The organism is Nonomuraea fuscirosea, from assembly GCF_003001935.1.
Lineage (GTDB): Bacteria > Actinomycetota > Actinomycetes > Streptosporangiales > Streptosporangiaceae > Nonomuraea > Nonomuraea fuscirosea.
Genome location: NZ_PVNG01000014.1, coordinates 103,706 through 124,454 on the forward strand (window position 1 = coordinate 103,706; position 20,749 = coordinate 124,454).

Sequence of the window (20,749 nt, forward strand, 5' to 3'; positions counted from 1 at the left end):
GATTGGCAACGGGCAGTATGGAGCACTTTTCGATTTCTCATGAGGTACGGGGATCTGCTATACAGTGAAACTGGGGGAGGGTGCGGTCACGCCCCGGCTCGACGCCCCTCGTACGAACCGCCTCGATCCTTCCGGCGCCCGTACGACCAGGCCCCCACCACGAGCGCGCAGCCCAGCCCGCCGAAGGCCAGCCCGCCGAAGAGGATCATCCACGTCACGTCCCCGCTGCTGGTGAACGGCGCCGGCGGCGCGAACGGCGGGATCACCCCGACCAGGCTGAGCGGCACCATGACCAGCAGGACGATCCCGTACCCGCCCAGGCACACCCCCACTCCCCAGGCCGGGACCAGCGGCAGCAGCGCGGGCACCCGCCGCCCGGCGACCAGCGGCACCCACCGCGGGAACACCCTCCCCCACCGGTACACAAGCCCGAGGGCGAGGAACACGCCGAGCAGCGCCGCCACCACCGTCAGATCCACGCCGACGGCCGCCAGCGCCCGGTAGACGGCACCCCCGTCACTCTCGATCCCCCGCCGCCAGGTCTGCCCGGTCACACCCAGGACATCACCCCCGAGCGTCCACACGCTCTTCACCACCGCCCACGGCACCAGCCCGCACAGCAGCAGCCAGACCACCACCCTGACCCGCGACGAAGCAGCCACATCACCCTCCAGCCCTCGAACACCGCACCAACCCTCCAGCCCACGGCGCGGGTCGCGCCTCCCCCGCAAGGGGGGAAGCATTCACCCCTGGGCACCTGGCTCATGCCGTCCGCGCGCGTTATGGAGCCCCGACGCCACCTCTCCTCCGGCCCGACAGCGGACGTGCACCTCCGCATGTCGAGCCCTCTTCATCTGGCAACAGGCACCATGACGCGAGGTTGATGACACAATGTGATCATGCGGCCACCCCCAGCGAAGTACTTCAACACCACCGGTCCCTGTGATCCGCGGCTGCACTACATGCTGCCTCCCACGCCACGGCTTCCCGAGGCGCGGACGCTGATCGAGATGGACCGCTACTTCGTGCTGCACGCGCCCCGGCAGACCGGCAAGACGACCATGCTGCGCACCCTGGCCGCCGACCTGAGCGCCGAGGGCGACATCGCCGCCCTGACGTTCTCCTGCGAACGCGCTGGAACCACCGGCGATGACATCGGCGCCGCCGAGACGATCCTGCTGCAATCCATGCGACGGGCCACCGAGGTGCTGGAATGGCCGAAGGAACTGCTGCCCCCAGACCCCTGGCCGCAGTTCCCGGTGAGGACACAGTTCGGAGAGGCGGTGAGCGCGTGGAGCCGCCGCTGCCCACGCCGGCTGGTGCTGCTCATCGACGAGATCGACGCCCTGCAGGGCAACAGCCTGGTCAGCATCCTCAACCAGCTCCGCGACGGCCACAACATCCGGCCGGACGGCTATCCGTTCCCCGCGTCCGTGGTGCTGTGCGGGCTGCGTGATCTGCGTGACTACAAGATCGCCTCCGGCGGCGCCCCCGACCGGCACAACGCGGCCAGCCCGTTCAACATCCTCGCCGACTCACTGCGCCTGGGCGACTTCTCCACCGATCAGATCGCTGAGCTGTACGACCAGCACACCCAGGCGACCGGCCAGGGATTCACCAAGGACGCGGTGGACCGAGTTTTCGAGCTGACTCAGGGACAACCCTGGCTGGTCAACGCCCTCGCCCACGAGATCACCTTCAAGATGAAGATGACCGGCACCATCACCGTCGAATCGGTGGACATCGCCAAGGAACGGCTGATCCGCGCCCGCGCCACCCACCTCGACTCCCTGGCGGCCCGGCTGCAGGACCCCCGGGTCAAGCGGGTGATCGAGCCGATCGTGGCCGGCATGCCGCCCGGCACGGACATGTCCTTCGACCAGGACGTCGCCTACGTCCATGATCTGGGCCTCATCCAAGACACCCGAGCCCTGGAGATCGCCAACCCCATCTACCGGGAGGTCCTGCTCCGGGTGCTGGGCGATCGCACAGAGCGGTTCGTACGCGCTGATCCGCGCAGTTTCGTGCTGCCCGACGGCCGGTTCGACCTGATGCGGGTGCTCGAGGAGTTCGTCGTCTTCTGGCGTGAACACGGCGAAGTGCTCATTCAGCAGGAGGGCTATCACGAAGCCGCCTGCCAGATCATCCTCATGGCCTTCCTGCACCGCCTCGTCAACGGCGGCGGCCAGCTCGACCGCGAGTACGCCGTGGGCACCAAACGGCTGGACATGCTGATCCGCTGGTTCTACCCCGGCCCCGACGGCGAGCGCCTGGTGCAGCGTGAGGCCATGGAGCTCAAGGTCTGGCGGCCCGGCGAGAGCGACCCCACACCCGACGGCCTCACCCAGCTCGACCGCTACCTCGACCGCCTCACCCTCGACACCGGCGTGCTGGTGGTCTTCAACCGACGCTCCAAAGCCCTGCCCTGGGCGGAACGAGGCGCCTTCGAGCAGGCCACCACGCCCTCCGGCCGCCAGGTCACCCTCCTTCGCGTGTGAGGCCATCCGCCTGGGACGGGTTCGGCCCGGAACGGGGTCACGGTGGCAGCTCGCGGCCGAGTTGTTGCAGTATCTGGTCGGCCGTGGGGTGGACTGAGCCGCGTCGGAGGACAGTCCGTCACCGCACGGCCGCAGCACGCCTTGGCCGGTGCTGACCAGCGCTTTCACAGGCTCGGCCGGGACGGACGTGCCGGTGTTCCGGGGTGCGGGGAAGCGCGGGTCGCCGGGTGCCGAGGCCGGGATGAAAGTTTCACCGCTCGTTGACATGAGGAAAGCGCTTTCCTACGGTCACCCCGGGCACTGAAGCGATCCCGACGCCGGCCCGCCGCCGCGAGCCCCGCGGCGATCCGCCCACGCCGGGGACCGCGCCAGTGAGACCCGCGTGCGGCATCCGACGACGAAGGCGGGACGAGCATGAGACGAGCAGTCGTGTTACGACTCGGGGCGGCGCTGGCCGCGGCGGCCACGGCGGCCGCCGCCGCGGTGGCTCTGCCGATGATCCAGGCGTCGGCGGCGGTCGGCACCGTCACCGGGTACGCGAGCGCCAACGGCGGCACCACCGGCGGCGCCGGCGGGCAGACGGTGCGGGCCACCACGGGGACCGCGATCCACGCGGCCCTGTGCGGCCGGGCCAGCAGCAGCACCCCGATCACCATCGAGGTCGAGGGGACGATCAACCACGGCAACACCTCCAAGGTGTCGGGCGGGAGCTGCAACACCGCCGCCGGCGTGATCGAACTCAAGCAGATCAGCAACGTCACGATCATCGGCGTCGGCAACGGCGCCGTCTTCGACCAGCTGGGCATCCACATCCGCGAGGCCCGCAACATCATCATCCAGAACGTGACCGTCAGGAACGTCAAGAAGTCGGGCTCCCCCACGTCGAACGGCGGCGACGCCATCGGCATGGAGAGCGGCGTGCGCAACGTCTGGGTCGATCACGTCACCCTGGAGGCCTCGGGCGGGGAGTCGGAGGGCTTCGACGGCCTCTTCGACATGAAGAACGACACCCAGTACGTGACCCTGTCCTACAGCACCCTGCGCAACTCCGGTCGCGGCGGGCTCATCGGGTCCAGCGAGAGCGACCGTTCCAACGGCTACGTCACCTTCCACCACAACCTGTACCAGAACATCGACTCCCGCACGCCTCTGCTGCGTGGCGGCATCGCCCACATCTACAACAACCACTACGCGAACCTGCACGAGTCGGGCATCAACTCCCGGGCCGGCGGCCGCGCCAAGGTGGACAACAACTACTTCGAGGACTCCAAGGACGTTCTCGGCACGTTCTACACCGACGAGGCCGGCTACTGGCAGGTCAGCGGCAACATCTTCGACAACGTGACCTGGTCCAGCCGCAGCGGCGACAACAACCCCGCCGGCCCCAACCCGCAGTCGAACACGTCCGTCAGCGTCCCGTACTCCTACCGCCTCGACGGGGCGAACTGCGTGCCGGACGTCGTCCGGCAGACGGCGGGCGCCAACAAGGGGCTGCGGGTGTCGGACGGCTCCTGCACACCCCAGACGCCCACGACGACCCCGACCGTGACGCCCACCGTGACGCCGACGGTCACCCCTCCTCCTGGCGGGACCAACCTCAGCATCGGGGCCGGCTCCGACGGCTCCAGCAAGGCGAGCGGGACAAGCTACGGCAACGTGCGCGACGGCGACATGAGCACGTACTGGTCGCCCTCCGGCTCGACCGGTGACATCTCGATCAAGTGGGGCTCCGCCACGACGGTCTCCCAGGTCGTCATCCGCGAGCCGTCGGGGTCGACCGGCGGCATCGGGTCCTGGCAGCTGCTCAACGCCGGCAACGGCGCGGTGCTGAAGTCGGGCAGCGGGGCGGGCGCGATCACCTTCACGCCGGTCTCCCTGAGCAAGATCACGTTCCGGATCACCGGCTCGAACGGCACGCCGAGGGTCGCCGAGTTCGAGACCTACGCCGGGTAGCGGGGTCCTCCTTGACGGGGGTCGTCGGTCCGGCGGCCCCCGCCCCTTTTTTCGAAATCGGGTACGTGGCGTTGAACCCGGGCCGGGCCGGCTGCGTATCCAGGGGAAACGGGTACGGACAGACCGGGTACGAGGTGACACGCGGACTGCGTCGGCTGCGTTCGATCGTCGCCTGCTGCCTGACGGCGCTGGGCGTGGGCTTCGCCGTGTCCTCGATCTGGAATCCCCATCCGCTCAGCGCGACCGGTCACGGCGGTCACCGGTCCGAGCCGGTGGCGCGGCCCGCGATGACCGCGGAGCGTCTCATCGCGGCGGCGCGGTGCGGGCGGACGCAGGAGCAGGGGCACTCGGCCGAGCTGCGTCAGGTCGTGTGCCTGTCACCCCAAGGCCGGTACACGATCATGACCTTCGCCACGGCGGCCGGTGAGGACGCCTGGCTCGGCGAGGCGCGGCCGTACGGCGGGACCTATCTGGCCGGCGACCGGTGGGCCGTCGTCGCTGAGCCGGCTCTGCTGGACGAGCTGCGCGACCGGCTGGGTGGCGAGATAGAGAACCACCCGCACGGATCATGAGCCGAAGCCGTCCATCCAGCCGTCGGGGCGTGTGCGGGTCACTGTTGTAGCAGCGCGAGCAGGTGTCTCAGCCTGCGGAACTGCGGCAGCTCCTCGCCGGCCCCGTGGGACTTGTCCAGAAGGTCCTTGGTGGCGGCGATCCGGGCGGCCTTCGCCGAGTCGTAGTCGGGTTCCCCGCGGGCCCGCGCGTGCAGCCGTTCCATGTCCTCGTCCGGCCCCACGAGCGCGTACTCGCCGGCCAGCTCCAGCAGCCCGGCGGCGGCGCCCGCGCTGCCCGCGGCGATCCGCCGTTCCCTCCTGCGCAGGTCCGCGCGCATGACGTCGGTCAGGTGGTCGGGCCCGTCCGCCAGCGCGATCGCGCACATCACCTCAAGGGAGGCCGGCAGCCCCAGGTGGTAGAGCCGGTACGCCCAGTCGAAGTCGTCGTCCTCGTCGGGCCGCCCGCCGTCGAACTGGGCGGCACGCCGCAGGCCGAACGCCCACCTGTTGTCCGGTTCGACCGCGAGGACGCGGTCGAGGTCCGTCAGCACCGCCTGGTAGCGGCCGGCCGCGCGGTGCAGCAGGGCCCGGGAGGTCAGGGCGACGACGTCGCCTGGATCCTCCGCGATCGTCCGGTCCAGGGTCCTGAGCTCCTTCGCGCGGATCTCCTCGTCCCCGGCGATCCGCCAGAGGTTCGCCCAGCCGTCCAGGGCCTCGACGAACTCCTCGGGGTTGTCGCCCGCGAGCTCCCACGTGCCCATCACCAGGTAGTGCGCGAACAGCGAGAAGCTCTCGGCGGGGCTGAGCAGCAGCAGGAACAGGTGGTCGCGCAGCTCCGCGGCCTCCTCGTGGCCGGGGTCGAGCTCGGCCGCCCGGTCGAGGTCGGCCAGCGCCTCCTCGTAGCGGTGCAGCTCGACGTAGGCGAGACCGCGGGCGACCAGGGCGCGCACGTGGCCCGGGTCCAGTTCGATGGCGCGGTCGAAGTCGGCTATCGCCTCCTCGCGCCTGCTCAGGTTCAGCAGGCTGCGACCGCGCACCAGGCGGGTCAGGGGGAAGTCGTAGCCGAGGGCGATGGCCGTGGTCAGCTCCGCGCACGCGTCCTCGTCGCGGCCCAGACCCGAGTAGAGGATCCCGCGGTTCTCCCTGGCGAAGCCGTCGTCGGGGTCGAGCTCGACCGCGCGGTCCAGGTCCGCGAGCGCGTCCTCGTTCCGGTTGAGGAAGATCAGGACGTCGCCGCGCTCGGCGTACGCCCTGGCGGTGGGGTCGAGGGCGACCGCCCGCTCGACGTCGGTCAGCGCCTCCCGATAGCGGCCCAGATCCTTCAGTACGGTGCCCCGCAGCAGGATGAGCTTGGCGTCGTCACGTTCGCGGGCGATCGCCTTGTCCAGTTCGGCCAGCGCCTCCTCCTCGCGGTCCAGGTAGTACAGGGCCCGGCCGCGAAGGCCGCGCGCCCAGCCGGACTCGGGGTCGAGCGCGATCGCCCGGTCCAGGTCGGCCAGCGCCTCCTCCAGGTCTCCCCCGGCCAGGTGGATGTCACCGCGGGCGGCGAAGGCGTAGGCGATCCGGGGGTCGAGCTCGATCCCTCTGGTGAGGTCGGCGAGGGCCTCCGCCCGGCGTCCCAAGGTGTTCAGCAGGGAGCCGCGCCCGGTGTGACTCCAGTAGCGGTGCGGCTCCAGCTCGATCGCCCGGGTGTAGTCGGCCACCGCCTCCTCGGGGCGGGTGCTCCACGACACGTCCGCGCGGTTCTCGTACGCGCCGGCGTTGCCCGGGTCGAGGTCGATCACCCGGTTCAGGTCGGCCAGCGCCTGCTCCATCTGCCCGAGCTGCCGGTGGATCTGGCCGCGCTTCCAGTAGCCCTCCGGGTCGTCCGGGTCGTGCGCGACGAACAGGTCCAGGTCGGTCAGCGCGTCGCCGTACCGTCCCAGTGACTCCTTGACGAGGGCCCGGTGCCAGGGCACGTACGCGTTGCCGGGGTCGGCCAGGATGGCGCGGTCCAGGATCTCCAGCGCCCGCTCGTCGTCGCCGGCGTCGGAGGCCATCAGCGCCCGTTCGATGCTCACCCAGCCCAGTTCGGGCGCCAGCTCGATGGCGCGGTCGAGGTCGGCCAGCGCCTCCGCCTCCCGGCCCAGCGCCCGGTACGCCTGGCCGCGCGAGCCGAGCGCGTACGCGTGGTCCGGGGCGAGCTCGACGGCCCGCGAGAAACACTCGACCGCCTCTGCTAAGCGGCCTTCCAGGCGGTGGGCCTCCCCCTGGTCCGCCAGGTTCTCCGGGTCCTGCTCGGCGAGATTCATCACATCACCCCTGCCGGGTGAACGATCGTGCCCGCAGAATCGTCCCCGTTCGGCGCCCCGAGGCCCGCGTCACTCCCTGGCGAGCCGCCGGTCGGCGCGGACGAGCAGGTCGCCGATCGGCTCGCACGCGGTGCACCGCCACAGGCGCGCGGTGCCGTCGCCGTGCGCGGTCAGCAACAGCTCGTCGTCGCCGGAGAACTGGACGCTCTCCACCGGCGCGGCGAAGCCGCCCACCGTGATGGGCGGGGCGCTCACGTCGGTACGCCAGATGCGAGCCGTGCCGTCGTTGCCGGTGCCCGCCACCCACCGCCCGTCGGCGCTGAAGGCGACGGCCCACACCATGCTCTGGTGGCCGCGCAGCACCTGCGGCTCGCCCCGGCCGGTCGTGGGCCAGATCCTGACGGTGCCGTCGGTGCCGGCGCTGGCCAGGCGCCGCCCGTCCGGGCTGTACGCGACCGCCCACACCAGGCCGCGGTGGCCGCGCAGGACCAGGGGCGGCAGGTCGCGGTGGGCGTCCCAGATCCGTACGGTGCCGTCCTGCCCGCCGGTGGCGACGTGGCGGCCGTCCGGGCTGAAGGCGGCGTGGCGGATCTGGTTCGTGTCGGCCCACCGGGTCAGCGGGGGCACGGCGCCGGTGAGGTCCCAGACGCGCAGCGCGCCGTCCTTGCCGGCGCTGGCCAGCCACCGGCCGTCCGGGCTGAAGGCGGCGGTCCACGCCGGGCCCTTGTGCCCGCGCAGCACCAGGGGCTTCGCGTCGCCCTCGACGTCGGTGACCTTGATCAGGCCCTCCATGCCGGTGCTGGCCACGCGGCGGCCGTCGGGGCTCACGGTCAGGCCGGTCACCTGGGCGTCGTGCCTGGTCAGCACCCGGTCCTGCTCGGTCGGCCGGTCCCAGACCCGTACGGTGCCGTCCACGCCGCCGCTGAACACCCGCCGCCCGCCGGGAGCGAACGCCGCCACCCACGCCTCCCCCTCGTGCCCGCGCAGCACCGAGACCTGGCCCATACCTCGCGAGTCCCAGATCCGCAGCGTCCCGTCGTCGCCCGCGCTGACGAGGCGGGTCCCGTCGGCGCTGAACGCCGCGCCCCACACGACCCGGTCGTGGCCGCGCAGCACGAGCGGATCGCCTGTCCCCGTGGGGGACCAGAGGCGGATCGTGGAGTCGTCGCTCGTGGTGGCCAGCCGGTGCCCGTCGGGGCTGAAGGCCAGCCCTTCGACCGCGCCCAGGTGCCCGTGCAGCACGACGGGCGGCAGGTCGCCCGAGGTCCGCCAGACGCGTGCGGTGCCGTCGATGCTCACGCTGGCCAGCAGGCGCCCGTCGGGGCTGAACGCCACGGTCTTGATCGCGGCGGTGTGCCCGCGCAGGACCCGGGTCTCGCCGTCCCCGATCCGGCGCAGCCGGATGACGGCGTCGTGGCCGGCGCTGGCCAGGGTCCGGCCGTCCGGGCTGAACGCCACGGTCGTGACCTCGCCCTCGTGCCCGCGCAGCACCCGCGGGCTGCCGGTGCCGTCCGGGTTCCAGAGGCGGACGGTGCCGTCCCTGCCGGCGCTGGCCAGCAGGCGGCCGTCGGGACTGTAGGCGACGTTCCAGACCGCGCCGTCGTGCCCGGTGAGCGCGATCCGCGCATCGCCGCCCGACAGGTCCCAGATCCGGATCGTCGCGTCGGTTCCCGGCACCGCCAGCCGCCGCCCGTCCGGGCTGAACTTCGGGCTCAGCGCCTCACCGCGGTGCCCCCGCAGCACCACGGGCTCGGCCGGCGGGCCGCCCTGCCGCCACGGCCACACCCGGACCAGGCCGTCGGCCGAACCGGCGGCCAGGCGCGTGTTGTCCGGGCTGAGCGCCACCCCCATGGCCCGCCCCAGCCCGGGCACGGTCGCGAGCAGGTGGTCCTCGACGATGCCCTGACGCAGCACCGACTCGGCCTCGACCGTCGGCCACAGCGCGTACGCCCTTCTGGCCAGGGCCAGCCCGCGCCCTGGGCTCAGCTCCAGCTCGGCCCGCGCCTCGGCGGCGAGCTGGCGGGAGAGCGCCACGTCCCGCTGCTCGCGCGCCTGGCGGCCCTCGATCAGGGCGATCGCGCCCAGCACGCTGACCACGGCGGTGGTCGCGGCGAGCACCGTCCAGGCCAGACGGGTGCGCCGGCGCCGGCCGTCGGACTCGGCCCGCTCCCTGCGGCGGCCGGCGTCGAGGAAGTCGCGTTCGAGGTCGTTGAGCGCGTCCTCTCGCTGGTCCTGCCAGTCCGACAGGCGCCTGCCGCGGTAGAGGAACGCCTCGTCGCGGCCGTGCCGGTCCCATTCGGCGGCGGCCTCGGCCAGCCGCCGGTGGGCGTGCAGCCGCTCGCGGTCCTCCTCCAGCCAGCCGCGTAACCGGGGCCAGCCGCGGATCAGCGCCTCGTGCGCGATGGTCACGGTGTGCTCCTCGGCCACGACCAGCCGGGCCGCGATCAGCGTGTCCAGCACTCGGGACGTGCGCCGTCCCTGAGGGCTCGCCTCCAGCTCGGCGCGGAAGGCGCGCCTGCGGGTGTCCTCGGTGCCGTCCCCCGGCGTGGTCAGCCGCAGGAACACGTTCCTGGCGATCTCCTGCTCGACCGGTCCGAGCTCGCCGTGGACGCGTTCGGCGGTCTGGGAGACCGCGCCCTTCAGCCCGCCGGCCGAACGGAACGCCGCCGTCGTGAGGGAGGCTCCCGTACGGTGCCGCCAGGTCTCCAGCAGGGCGTGCGAGACCAGCGACAGCGCGCCCACCTGGCCGCGCGCCTCGTCCACGATCAGGTCGACCAGCTCCGGCTCGACCTTGACGCCCGCGTGCCTGGCCGGGCCGACGATGACGGCGCGCAGGTCGTCGTCCTCCATCGGCCCGATCAGCACCTGGTTGTCCTGCAGCGCGGCGACCAGTTCCTCGTGGTGGGCGCAGTGCCCGTAGAAGTCGGCCCGCACGCCGAGCACGACGCGTACGCGCGGCTCGCGGGCGGCGGACAGCAGCACGTCGACGAAGCGGCGGCGTTCGTCCTCGTCGTGGCAGAGTGTGAAGATCTCCTCGAACTGGTCGACGGCGATCACCAGGCGGGCCTGACCGGCCGCTCCGGTCAGGCTCTGCTCCCAGAGCAGGTGTACGGAGCTCGCCGGGTCGAGCAGCACACCGTGGACGGAGTCGGCCGCGACGGCGCACGCCTGGGCCAGGTGCAGCGACAGCTCCCGCAGCGGCCGCTCACCTGGGGTGAGGAACACGACCCGCGAGCCGTTCGCGGGCTCGGCGAGCGCGGGCAGCAGCCCCGCCCGCAGGACCGACGACTTTCCCGATCCCGAAGGGCCGAACAACGCCAGCAGCGGCGATTCGGCGAGCCGTTCCTGTAAGTGGCGGACGAGGCGCTCGCGGCCGAAGAATAAAGGCGCGTCGGCCGGCCCGAAAGGCACCAGCCCCAAATAGGGAGCCGCTTCCCGGGCCCGGGACGGCGTTTCGGCCGGGGGAAGTTCGTTCATCAGGCAATGCCATCGGCTTTCCCATTGCCGGGTATCGCCGTCGCACGCCTCGACGTAACCGAGGGTGACCGCGAGGCTGGGCACGACCACTCCGCCGGCCGCCTCGGAAAGCGCCGTCACCGAGAAATGCGCGCGTTTGGCCAGCTCACGGTAACTGGGCTGACCGGCCTTGACCCGCAGCTGCCTGAGCTCGTGCGCGAACCGGTGGAGCGGGTCGTTGTCCGGATCCAGCACCCGCTCAGGACGTGCCATCGCCCGCATCCCCCGTGACAGAGAAGGTCAATGTCAGCACAAGCCGCTGTCAGCATATCGGGTCGTGTGGGCGGCGCCACCGCTTATTTCCGCGCCATTCCCTGGGCCGGACGACGCCCCGCTGTCGTTTGTCCGGTCTTCTCGACGGTGTCCGGACAACGGCTCGCACTCCCGCGACGGAATCGATTCGCGGACCCCCGTGAATCGACGCGGGCGCCTATTCGGGAAAGGCGGGTTCTGGCGTGGCCGGTGAGAGGTCGTGGTCCGGCAGCCGCGCCCGTACGTCGTCGGCGGCGGGGTGCCCCAGCTCGACCAGGATGGCCAGGGAGCGCCGCCAGGTGTGCGCCGCCTGGCCGGTCCGGCCGGCGGCCTGGAGCGTGTCGCCGAGGTGGAGCAGGATCTCGGCCTCGTCGTAGCGGTGGCCGAGCGCGCCGCACGAGGCCAGGGCGCGGCGGAAGTGCGCGATCGCGTCGTCGTGCTCGCCCCGGTGGTGCCTGATCATCCCCAGCGTGTCGAGGATGTGGCCCCGCACGGACTCGTCGCCCCGTTCCGTGGCGATGGCCATCGCCTTCTCGCCGGCCTGGAGTGCTCGCTCGTGGTCGCCGAGGGCGCACCGGCACCAGGCGATCAGGTTCAGGACGTAGGCCTCCGTGACGGTCAGGCGGGCCGCGCGCAGGGGTTCGAGTGCGGCCCGCGCGTGGCCCAGCGCCTCCTCCATCCGTCCCCCGTGCACACAGGCCAGGCCGATGTCGAAGAGGGAGAAGGCCTCCTCGGCCAGGTCGCCGGCCTCGCGGGCGTAGGCGAGCGCCCGGCGGAAGTGCGTGTACGCCTGGTCGGACTCGCCGCGTTCGGCGGTCACCGGGATGAGCCAGCGGTGCGTGGCCGCCCGCGCCCGCTGATCGCCCGTGCGGGCGGCCGCCTCCAGGGCCACGCGCAGGCAGTCGAGGTGTTCCTGCCGGTGTCCTCTGCGCATCAGCCAGAACTGCAGCGCCGAGACCAGCCGGACCGCCTGGGCGTGGCGGCCGTCGGCCATGGCCTGGCGGAGCACCGCCGCCAGGACCGCGTGCTCGGCCTGGAACCAGGCCAGCGCCTGCCGGTGTCCCGCCGGGGATTCGGCGCGGACGCCGGGCGCGGGCGGCCCGGGGGGCAGCAGCCACTCGGCGGGCACGTGCAGGCGCAGGGCGGCCTCGTACGCGGTGTGCAGGTAGTGATCCAGGACCCGGTCCGCCGCCGCTCGCCGCACCGCCGCCTCCCCCGCCCCGCCGGCGGCGCCCGCGGCGCCGATCTCGCCGGCCTTCACGGCCCCGTCCGCAGTGCCGATCTCGCCGGCCTTCGCGGCCCCGTCCGCGGCGCCGATCTCGCCGGTCCCCGCGGCTCCGTCCGCCAGCTCCAGCGCGAAGGCGCGGAGCAGGTCGTGGCAGGCGTAGCGGCCGTGCGTCACCTCCGTGATCAGGTGCGCGTCGAGCAGGGCGGCGAGCAGCCGCGAGACCCGGGCCTCGTCGACGCCCGCCAGGCTGGCCGCCGCCGCCACGGTGAGGTCGGGTCCCGGATGGACGGCGAGCAGCCGGAACAGGCCGGCCACGTCGCCGGGCAGCACGTCGTAGGAGCGGGCCAGCACGAGCCGCAGGCTGGTGGCCGGGTCGCCGGTGCTCAGCCCGCCCAGGTCGCCGCCGTCCCGCCGCAGGTCCGCGGCCAGGGCGTCGAGCGGCAGGACGGGGCTGGTGACCGCCCGTCCCGCGGCGATGGCCAGGGCCAGGGGCAGCCGCGCGCACGCGTCGATGATCGCGTCGGTGGCGGCGGGGGCCGCCTCGATCCGGTCGCGGCCGAGGCGGTGGGCGAGCAGGTCGCGTGACTCCGTCCGCGAGAGCAGGTCCAGCGTGACGAGACCGGCCCCCTCCGCCGTGATCAGGCCGCTCAGGCTGCGCCGGCTGGTGACGATGACGCCGCAGTCCGGGCCGCCGGGCAGCAGCCAGCGCACCTGCTCGGCGTCGCGGGCGTTGTCGAGCACGACCAGGACGCGCTTGTCCGCCAGCGTCGTCCGGTACAGCGCGGCCCTGGCCGCCTGCTCCTCCGGGATGCGCCGCGGCGGCACGCCCATGGCCTCCAGGAACGCCCCCAGCGCCTCCCGCGGATCGACCGCGTCGCCGGCCGGCCCGAACCCCTGCAGGTTCAGGTAGAGCTCGCCGTCCTCGAACCGGCCGCGCGCCCGGTGCGCCCAGTGCAGCGCCAGGGACGTCTTGCCGACGCCGGCCGTGCCGGTGACGACGCAGATCCTCGTCCCGCCCGCGCCCGCGTCGAGGTGACGGTCCAGCTCCTCCAGCGCTCCCGTACGCCCGGCGAACCCGGCCACGCCGACCGGCAACTGCCGGGGCCTGGGCGGGACGGGGGCGATCGCCTCGGGCGGCTCGTCGCCGTCCCGCTCATCAGGCTCCGCGGCCGGTACGGCCTGCGAACGGGCCACGGCGGTGAGCACGTCCTGCTCCCGCGGGTCGAGCCCGAGTGCGTCGGCCAGCAGCCGGAGCGAGGCTGCGCGGGGCCGCTCCACGAGGTCGCCTTCGAGCCGGCGGATGGTCCTGGCGTTGACGCCGGCCCGGTCGGCGAGCTGTTCCTGGGTCAGCAGCGCCCGGTCCCGCCACGCGCGCAGGAGTGTTCCCAGGCTGCGGCCCGCCTCGCCGGAGCCCTCTGCTGTCCCAATTGACATGACACTCCCTCGATCCCCGATGCCGGCGGCGGGCACTCGCCATGACACCACAATGTCACGCGGCCATCGCCCACGAGTCCGGATGAACGGGGCACTCCACCCGACGGCCTCGCGCCCTGGGGAGGCGAGTTTCGCCGCCGATGCACCGGGCGATGGGGAGTCGGAGCGCAGGCGGGTCCGATCCTCCCTCGCTGCCGGTCCTCCGGGCGAGGGAGCCGGGTCAGGGGCGACTCCTCCGTGCTGGCGATCCTCCGGTGGTGGGGAGCCGGGTCAGCGGCGGGTCCGGTCCTTGCCCCTGCCGATCCTCCAGGCGATGCCGATGGCGATCATGATGCCGATGGCGGAGATGATCCAGCCTGCGGTGTCCATTGAGCCTCCTCGTCGTCGGACGGACGTCCGGCGGCGCCGTCCGGCGGTCGCGTCGTCCGCGTCCCGCCGTCAGCCCGCCGATCCCGCAAGGTGGTAGCGCTGCCCCGATCCGCGCCGGGCCAAACAGGACGGCCGCCGATCACCCGCCAGCCCCGCGCATTAGATTGGTGACCACGTCGTCGTGCGGGAGGGCCGCCGCATGGCGGGCCGCGCCCCACTGTCGTGCCGCACGAGGCGAAGGGCGTGCCGATCGGCGACGGCAACACCCAGACCGACACGTTCACCTGACCCGCCGGCCGGCGGGCGTCAGTTCACGGCCCGGTCGGACTCGGCCTCGGGCAGCGACTCCTCCTCGGGCGGGGCGGACGGGGTGATCTTCGTGGGGCGGATCCGGCCGCCCAGCTTCGTCCGCCAGTACGGACGCCCCCGCCGTGCCCCGCCTGCCGTACCCCCTTCCGGGCCGTGCTCCGCGTCGTGCTCCGGCTCGCTCGCCGGGACGGGCTCGGCGCGGGCCGAGGAGACCGGCGTCGAGGACGCCGGCGTGGCGGTCGGGGGCGTGCGGCCGGGCTCGGCCTCGCCGTGTTCGCCGTGCCAGTGGGCCAGCCGCCCGCCCCTGCCGACGGCGCGCAGCCGCTGCTCGACCCGGCCACGGGTGTCGGGCGTGGTGACGATCAGGACCTCGTCGCCTTCCCGTAGGAGCGTTCCCGGCTCGGGGACGAGCGTGTCGCCGTCGCGGACGATGAGGGTGACGATGGACGGCTTCGGCAGCCGCAGCTCGAAGATCTCCACGCCGTGCAGCCGCGAACCGGGCGGAACGGTGAGCGTGAGCAGTTCGGCGGCCAGGACGTCGAGGGGCGCGGACTCGATGTCGACCTCTCTGGCCTCGTGCGGCTGGACGATGCCGAGCAGGCGGGCGAGCAACGGCAGCGTCGGCCCCTGGAGCAGCGTAAACAGGACGACCAGGACGAAGACGATGTTGAGCAGCTGGCGGCTGCCCGGCACCTCGGCGACGATGGGGTAGGTGGCCAGCACGATCGGCACCGCCCCGCGCAGCCCGGCCCAGGAGATGAAGACGTGCTGCCGCCAGCCGGTGCGAAAGGGGAACAGGCTGGCCAGGACGGACGCGGGCCGGGCCACCAGCAGCAGGACCGCGCCGATGACGACGGCGGGCAGCAGCACGCCGGGCAGCTCGCTCGGGGTGACCAGCAGGCCGAGCATGACGAACAGGCCGATCTGGGCCAGCCAGCCGATGCCGTCGGCGAAGGAGCGGGTGGCGGCGCGGTGCGGCAGGACGGCGTTGCCGAGCACGAGGCCGGCCAGGTAGGCGGCGATGTAGCCGGAGGCGTGCACGGCACCCGCCGCGGCGAAGGAGATCACGCCCAGGCCGACGGTGGCCAGCGGGTAGAGGCCGGTGGCGGGCAGGGCCACGTAGCGCAGCGCGAGGGTGCCGGCCCAGCCGCAGGCCAGCCCGATCGCGGCCCCCGCCACCAGCTCGAAGGAGATCTGCCCGGCGATGGCGAGCGGTTCGCCCAGTTTGTCGGGGGTGGCGGAGAACACCAGCACCAGGATGACGGTGGGGGCGTCGTTGAAGCCGGATTCGGCCTCCAGCATGCCGGCCACGCGGCGGGGCAGGGGCAGCACGCGCAGGACGGAGAAGACGGCGGCGGCGTCGGTGGAGGAGATGATCGCGCCCAGCAGCAGCGCCAGTTGCAGGTTCATGCCGAGCAGGTAGTGCGCGCTCACGGCCGTGATCACCACGCTGACCGTGACGCCTACCGTCGCCAGCAGGGCCGAGGGCAGCAGCAACCGGCGGATGTCGGCCCACCGGGTGCTCAGCCCGCCCTCGACGAGGATGACGGCCAGCGCCGAGGTGCCCAGCGTCTGGGCCAGCTGGGCGTCGTCGAAGTCGATGCCGAGCACGTCCTCGCCGAGCAGCACGCCGAGGGCCAGGAACAGCAGCAGGCTGGGCAAGCCGAGCCTGCTGGCGGTGCGTGCCGCGGCGATGCCGGCGAGCAGCACCATCCCGCCGGCCAGTAACACCCCGTACAGCTGCTGCAGACTCATCGTGAACCCTTACGTGACGGCGGAAAGTGTCTGGATCTGTGACGATACGGGGCATAGCTTCGCGTCGGCACGTACCGGATCACGGTGTCGTCGATGCGTGAGCGGCGCGCGAACGGTTCCACGCCGGCGCCACCCCGGGGCTGTACCCATCAGGAGCGGAAGTGATGTCCACGGTTTTGGCCAGGTACGGTCTCGGAAATGATCGGGATGCGGGGCGCGGTCTACGCGTACCGGGACATGACGTGAGGTGGCCGGTGGAGATCGAGCAGACGGCGTTGCCAGGGATCGGACTACGACATTTGTTCGGGACGAGCTCGGGGCGGCGCATCGGGGTGGTGTCGTACCGCACCGGCCGCCGGGACCTGGTCATCTACGACGCCGACGATCCGGACCAGGCGGGCGCGGTCGTCGTGCTGAACGACAACGAGGCCGACGCCCTGGCCGAACTGCTCGGCGCGCCGCGCATCATCCGGCGGCTCGACGCGCTGCACGACCAGGTGGAGGGGCTGGTCAGCGAGAAACTCCCCATCCAGGCCGGCTCCCCGTACGCCGGCCGGCCCATGGGTGACGCGCGGGTGCGCACCCGTACCGGCGCGTCGATCGTGGCGGTGGTGCGCGGCGCGCAGATCGCCTCCAGTCCCGGGCCCGAGTTCACGCTGGCCGCCGGCGACGTGATCGTCGTCGTGGGCAGTGAGGAGAGCGTGCACGAGGTCGCGGGCATCCTGACGGGCGGGTAGGCCCGTCCGCTCCCGGCTGCGGTGTCGCCTCGTGATCGGCGGCCGTCCTACGATGTGCTGCGGCCGACACCCGACGTACCCCACCAGGAGCGGTTCATGGAGCTGGACCTCGGCGCCGTCAGGACCTTTCTCGCCGTCGTCGAGGACGGGCACTTCACCGAGGCGGCCGCCCGCGTGGGCATGAGCCAGCAGGCCGTGTCCAAGCGGATCGCCAAGCTCGAATCCGACCTGGGCGTGTCGCTGCTGCTCAGGTCGCGCACCGGGGTCAGGCCGACCGAGGACGGAGCGGCCTTCCTTCCGCACGCCCGGGCGCTGATCAGCATGGCCGACCAGGCCGCGGCGATGCTCCGCGCGCGCCGCCGGGCCCTGCGCATCGACGTGCTCGGCCGTGACACGGCCTCCATGGACCTGGTCCGGGCCTTCTACGAGGCGGGTGACGCCGACGTCGACATCGTCGTCTCCCGCGGCGCCGGCGCGCGGGGGTCGATGCTCGCCGAGGGCTCGGTGGACGCGGCGTTCGGCCGCGCCATGGAGCCGCTCGCTCAGGGGATCCGGCGCGTCCCCGCCTGCCTGGAGCCGATCCCCGTCCTGGTCGGGCGGCGGCACCGGCTGGCCAGGCGCAGGCGGGTCCGGATGGAGGAGTTGTCGGGCTCGACGGCGTGGATGCCGGGCAACGCCGCCCACGACAGCGAGTGGGCGGACTTCTACCGGTTCCTCAGCGCCGAGTTCGGCGTGCGCATCGACAGCTCCGGCCCGTTCTTCGGCCGGGACCACATCGCGGAGCGGGTCGCGGGCTCGCCCGAGGTCGTCACGTTCGGCAACAAGCGGCAGTATCCGTTCCCTCTCGACGTCGTCGAGATTCCGATCGTCGATCCCACGCCGGTGTACCCGTGGTCGCTCATGTGGCACGAGGCGAACCGGCATCCGTCGCTGCCGCTGCTCATCGCGTACGTGAAGGAGCGGTTCCGCCCGTACGCCACCGGGGACCACTGGCTGCCCGGCCCCGACCGCGCCCTCTTCCCGGCCTGATCAGCGCCTGGCCGCGCCGGCGGCATGGACATCGCGCCGTTCGGCGGGCTCAATGGTGATCAGAACCGCGGGTCGGCGGAGGAGGCCGGAGTTGCCGTACGACGGAGATCACCCTGTCGAGCCGGCCCCGGCCTGGACGGACGACCTCGACGCCCTGCGCGCGATGGCCGCGCTGCTGGCCGCGGAGCTGCGCTGCTCCCCCGCCGATCTGGACGCGAACCGGGACGGCCGGCTGGCCCCCGGGCAGCGGCGCCGGCTGATCCGCCGCCTCGCCCTGCACGTGGCGGGGCTGGCCCTGGGCGGCGTGGTGGTGCTGGTGCTGCTCGTCGTCCCCCTGCTGGTCTCACTGATCAACGTGGTGATCGGAGCGCCTCGCACCGGCGACAGCCTGTTCGTCCTCGTCTTCTTCGGCCCGTTCACCGTGCTCCTTCTCATGGGCATGGTCGTGGGCCTGACCCACAGCCAGGCGCGTGACCTGCTCGGCGTGCTGCGCGCTCCGGCCCCCGTGCGGCGGGTGGTGGGAGAGGTACTGGACGGCGACGGCGGCGGCCGGGAGGTGCGGCTCGGCACCTTGACCTCCGCGTTGACGGCGAGGGTGGACGCGGCCCTGCTGGCGCCGGGCCGGTACGCGGCCTACCACGTCGGGTCTCCCTACGACTCGCCCATCCTGCTGTCGGCCGAGTTGCTCGCGGCCGAGACACCCGGCTGAGCCGCCCGATACTCACCGCCACATTCCGGCAGGCGACGCGATGACCGCCGCCTCCAGCGTCTCCGCCGGCCGGCGGAAGACGATCGGGCTGATCGCCGTCGAGGTGGCGGGCCCGCTCGCCGTCTTCTACGGGCTGCGCGGCGCCGGCGCCGGCCAGTTGCCCGCGCTGCTGGCGGCCGCCACCTGCGCAGACACGGCCTCGGCCGGCGCGGCGCCGAGATCTACCGCCTCTCCGACGAAGCACGCCCACGACGAGACCGACATCCGACCCGATACCCCCGCCCATGACCGGGATCGGCCGCCGGGCCGGGCCCGTCGCGCTCGTCACGGGTGGGGGTGGTGGCATCGGCTCCGCCGTGGCCCGGCGGCTGGCACGCTCGGGTGTCCGGGTCACCGTCGCCGGCCTCGACGCCGTCCGGGGCGGGGCCGTCGCCGACGAGATCGGCGGTCTGTTCGTCCGGCTGGACGTCACGCGGCCCGAGGAGAATCACGCCGCCGTCGCCGAGACGATCTCCGCCTACGGCCGGCTGGACGTCGCCGTGCTCAACGCCGGCGGCCCCGGGAGCTGCGGCCGGCACGACTTCACCGCCGAACGTTACCGCGCGACCATGGCCGTCGACCTCGACGGCGCCGTCTACGGGCTCCAGGCCTGCCTGCCGGCGTTCCGCGCGCAGGCGTCGGGCTCCGTCGTCGTGGTCTCCAGCATCGCCGGGCTCAGCCCCTCCCCCGACGTCTTCTACTCCGCCGCCAAGCACGCGCTGATCGGACTGGTCCGCTCATCGGCCCTGGTGCCGGCCGCCGACGGCATCCGCGTCAACGCCCTGTGCCCCGGCCTGGTGGACACGCCGATCCTCGCCCTGGTCGAGCCGCCCCACGTCGCCCTCGCCACCACGGAACGGTGAGTCGGTGTGGTGGTGGACAAGGACTCCAGGTTGCCTGCCGTAGACGTGCGCGTACCCGCCGGCGGTGTGCGGAGCGGGCAGGATCGAGATCACCGCGCGGCTGACGGCCGGAGGCGTCGAGGCCGTCTCAGGTGCCGTATCGCTCGATGAGCGCGTTGCCGATCAGGGTGAGGTGGTCCCGCACACCGGGTGGGCCGGTCACTTCGAGCCATTCGACGAGCCCGGCGAGCTCGCCCGCGAGCGCGTACTCGTTGTAGCCGCGGATCACGACCTCGATGCGGCCGTCGACCGTGGAACCGCCCACCTCGAGCCGGTCCCCGAGCGACATCCGGAGCTTGCCGACCCCTTCGGGAGTGCACACGGCCCGGGCTTCGAGGGGTGTTCGCATGCGGTCGACTCTGTCGGCGATCTCCCTCCAGCTCTCAGCGAGGTTGAACCCGTCGGGTCGGTGCACGGGATCGCCGGTCGGCTCGACGGATGACACGCGGTCGATCCGGAACGTCCGTCGGCCGGCGTCAGTGTGAGTGACGAGGTACCACGTCGATCCTTTGGCGACGATGCCCAGCGGATGGACGGTTCGCTCGGTTTCGGCGCCTTCGCGGTCGACGTAGCCGAGCCGCACCTGGACGCCGCGGATCACCGCGTCCTGGAGTTCGTCGAGGCGGCGAGGCGGCCGGTGCTCGACCCGGCTCGACCCCCATCGTTGCGGGTCCATGACCAACGACGACGCCGCCGCCTCGGCCTGCACCCGGAAGGGTTCCGGCAGGGCATGGACGAGTTTGCGCAGCGCCGCTTTCACGGCCGGCGTCGCCACCGAGGCCTGGCCGGCGACCAGGAACAGGGCGCGGGCCTCACTCGCGGTCAATCCGGACAGGTCGGTGCGGGCGCCGCCCACGAGGCGCCAGCCGCCGCTTCGGCCCTGTATGGAGTACACGGGCACCCCGGCCATGGCCAGGGCGTCGAGATCGCGGCGGGCGGTGCGCTCGGAGACCTCCAGCTCCCGGGCGACCTCTGCCGCTGTCACCTGCTCGCGCCGTTGCAGCATGAGGAGGATGGCCACCAGCCGGTCCGTTCGCACGCCGCCAACACTTCCACAGAAAACCGGTCATGAGGTGACCGGTTTCGGTGGGCAAGATGGCGACCTGATCTCACCGACGAGGTCGACCGCGAGCGGACACCAAGGGTGCGCCGACGTTTTCTTCGGGACCTTCGTCGC

General features: G+C 72.7%; 13 protein-coding genes. 7 read left to right on the forward strand and 6 right to left on the reverse strand.

Features of this window, described 5'->3' with window-relative positions; genetic code table 11:
- Positions 1–86 precede the first annotated feature (86 nt).
- The gene (locus B0I32_RS30295) at positions 87–662 is read right to left on the reverse strand and encodes a hypothetical protein (RefSeq protein WP_146178361.1); all 576 of its coding nucleotides are present in this window, start codon (positions 660–662) and stop codon (positions 87–89) included.
- Positions 663–899: 237 nt separating this feature from the next.
- Here B0I32_RS30295 and B0I32_RS30300 point away from each other — a divergent pair, with 237 nt between their 5' ends.
- The 3 genes from B0I32_RS30300 to B0I32_RS30310 all read left to right on the forward strand — a co-directional run bounded on the left by B0I32_RS30300 (position 900) and on the right by B0I32_RS30310 (position 5,023).
- On the forward strand, positions 900–2,498 hold the full coding sequence (locus B0I32_RS30300) for an ATP-binding protein (protein WP_106245883.1): 1,599 nt from the start codon (positions 900–902) through the stop codon (positions 2,496–2,498).
- A gap of 414 nt (positions 2,499–2,912) precedes the next feature.
- Positions 2,913–4,451 carry a pectate lyase family protein gene (locus tag B0I32_RS30305; RefSeq protein WP_106245584.1) on the forward strand — a complete coding sequence of 513 codons (1,539 nt, stop codon included), beginning with the start codon at positions 2,913–2,915 and terminating at the stop codon, positions 4,449–4,451.
- 134 nt (positions 4,452–4,585) lie between these two features.
- Positions 4,586–5,023, forward strand: coding sequence for a hypothetical protein (locus tag B0I32_RS30310; protein ID WP_106245586.1), 438 nt, complete (start codon positions 4,586–4,588; stop codon positions 5,021–5,023).
- 38 nt (positions 5,024–5,061) lie between these two features.
- Here B0I32_RS30310 and B0I32_RS30315 read toward each other — a convergent pair whose 3' ends face one another.
- The 4 genes from B0I32_RS30315 to B0I32_RS30330 all read right to left on the reverse strand — a co-directional run bounded on the left by B0I32_RS30315 (position 5,062) and on the right by B0I32_RS30330 (position 16,156).
- The gene (locus tag B0I32_RS30315; RefSeq protein WP_106245588.1) at positions 5,062–7,293 is read right to left on the reverse strand and encodes a tetratricopeptide repeat protein; all 2,232 of its coding nucleotides are present in this window, start codon (positions 7,291–7,293) and stop codon (positions 5,062–5,064) included.
- A gap of 69 nt (positions 7,294–7,362) precedes the next feature.
- Positions 7,363–11,022: an nSTAND1 domain-containing NTPase gene (locus B0I32_RS30320; protein WP_146178362.1), complete on the reverse strand. Its 3,660-nt coding sequence runs from the start codon at positions 11,020–11,022 to the stop codon at positions 7,363–7,365.
- A gap of 217 nt (positions 11,023–11,239) precedes the next feature.
- Positions 11,240–13,723: an ATP-binding protein gene (locus B0I32_RS61055; RefSeq protein WP_106245591.1), complete on the reverse strand. Its 2,484-nt coding sequence runs from the start codon at positions 13,721–13,723 to the stop codon at positions 11,240–11,242.
- 675 nt (positions 13,724–14,398) lie between these two features.
- Positions 14,399–16,156: a potassium/proton antiporter gene (locus B0I32_RS30330; protein ID WP_245956118.1), complete on the reverse strand. Its 1,758-nt coding sequence runs from the start codon at positions 16,154–16,156 to the stop codon at positions 14,399–14,401.
- 254 nt (positions 16,157–16,410) lie between these two features.
- On the opposite strand from B0I32_RS30330, the gene B0I32_RS30335 reads away from it, so the two are divergent.
- The 4 genes from B0I32_RS30335 (at position 16,411) to B0I32_RS30350 (ending at position 19,533) form a co-directional block, all read left to right on the forward strand.
- Entirely contained in the window at positions 16,411–16,893 is a 483-nt protein-coding gene (locus tag B0I32_RS30335) for a cation:proton antiporter regulatory subunit (RefSeq protein ID WP_106245593.1), read from the forward strand.
- 96 nt (positions 16,894–16,989) lie between these two features.
- Positions 16,990–17,922: a LysR family transcriptional regulator gene (locus B0I32_RS30340; protein WP_106245884.1), complete on the forward strand. Its 933-nt coding sequence runs from the start codon at positions 16,990–16,992 to the stop codon at positions 17,920–17,922.
- Positions 17,923–18,013: 91 nt separating this feature from the next.
- Positions 18,014–18,631, forward strand: a complete 618-nt coding sequence (locus B0I32_RS30345) for a hypothetical protein (protein WP_106245594.1) — start codon at positions 18,014–18,016, stop codon at positions 18,629–18,631.
- Positions 18,632–18,915: 284 nt separating this feature from the next.
- Positions 18,916–19,533: an SDR family NAD(P)-dependent oxidoreductase gene (locus B0I32_RS30350; protein ID WP_106245596.1), complete on the forward strand. Its 618-nt coding sequence runs from the start codon at positions 18,916–18,918 to the stop codon at positions 19,531–19,533.
- Between the two features lie 127 nt (positions 19,534–19,660).
- Here the strand turns inward: B0I32_RS30350 and B0I32_RS30355 are convergent, their stop codons facing one another.
- Positions 19,661–20,611: a helix-turn-helix transcriptional regulator gene (locus tag B0I32_RS30355; RefSeq protein ID WP_106245597.1), complete on the reverse strand. Its 951-nt coding sequence runs from the start codon at positions 20,609–20,611 to the stop codon at positions 19,661–19,663.
- Positions 20,612–20,749: the final 138 nt, after the last annotated feature.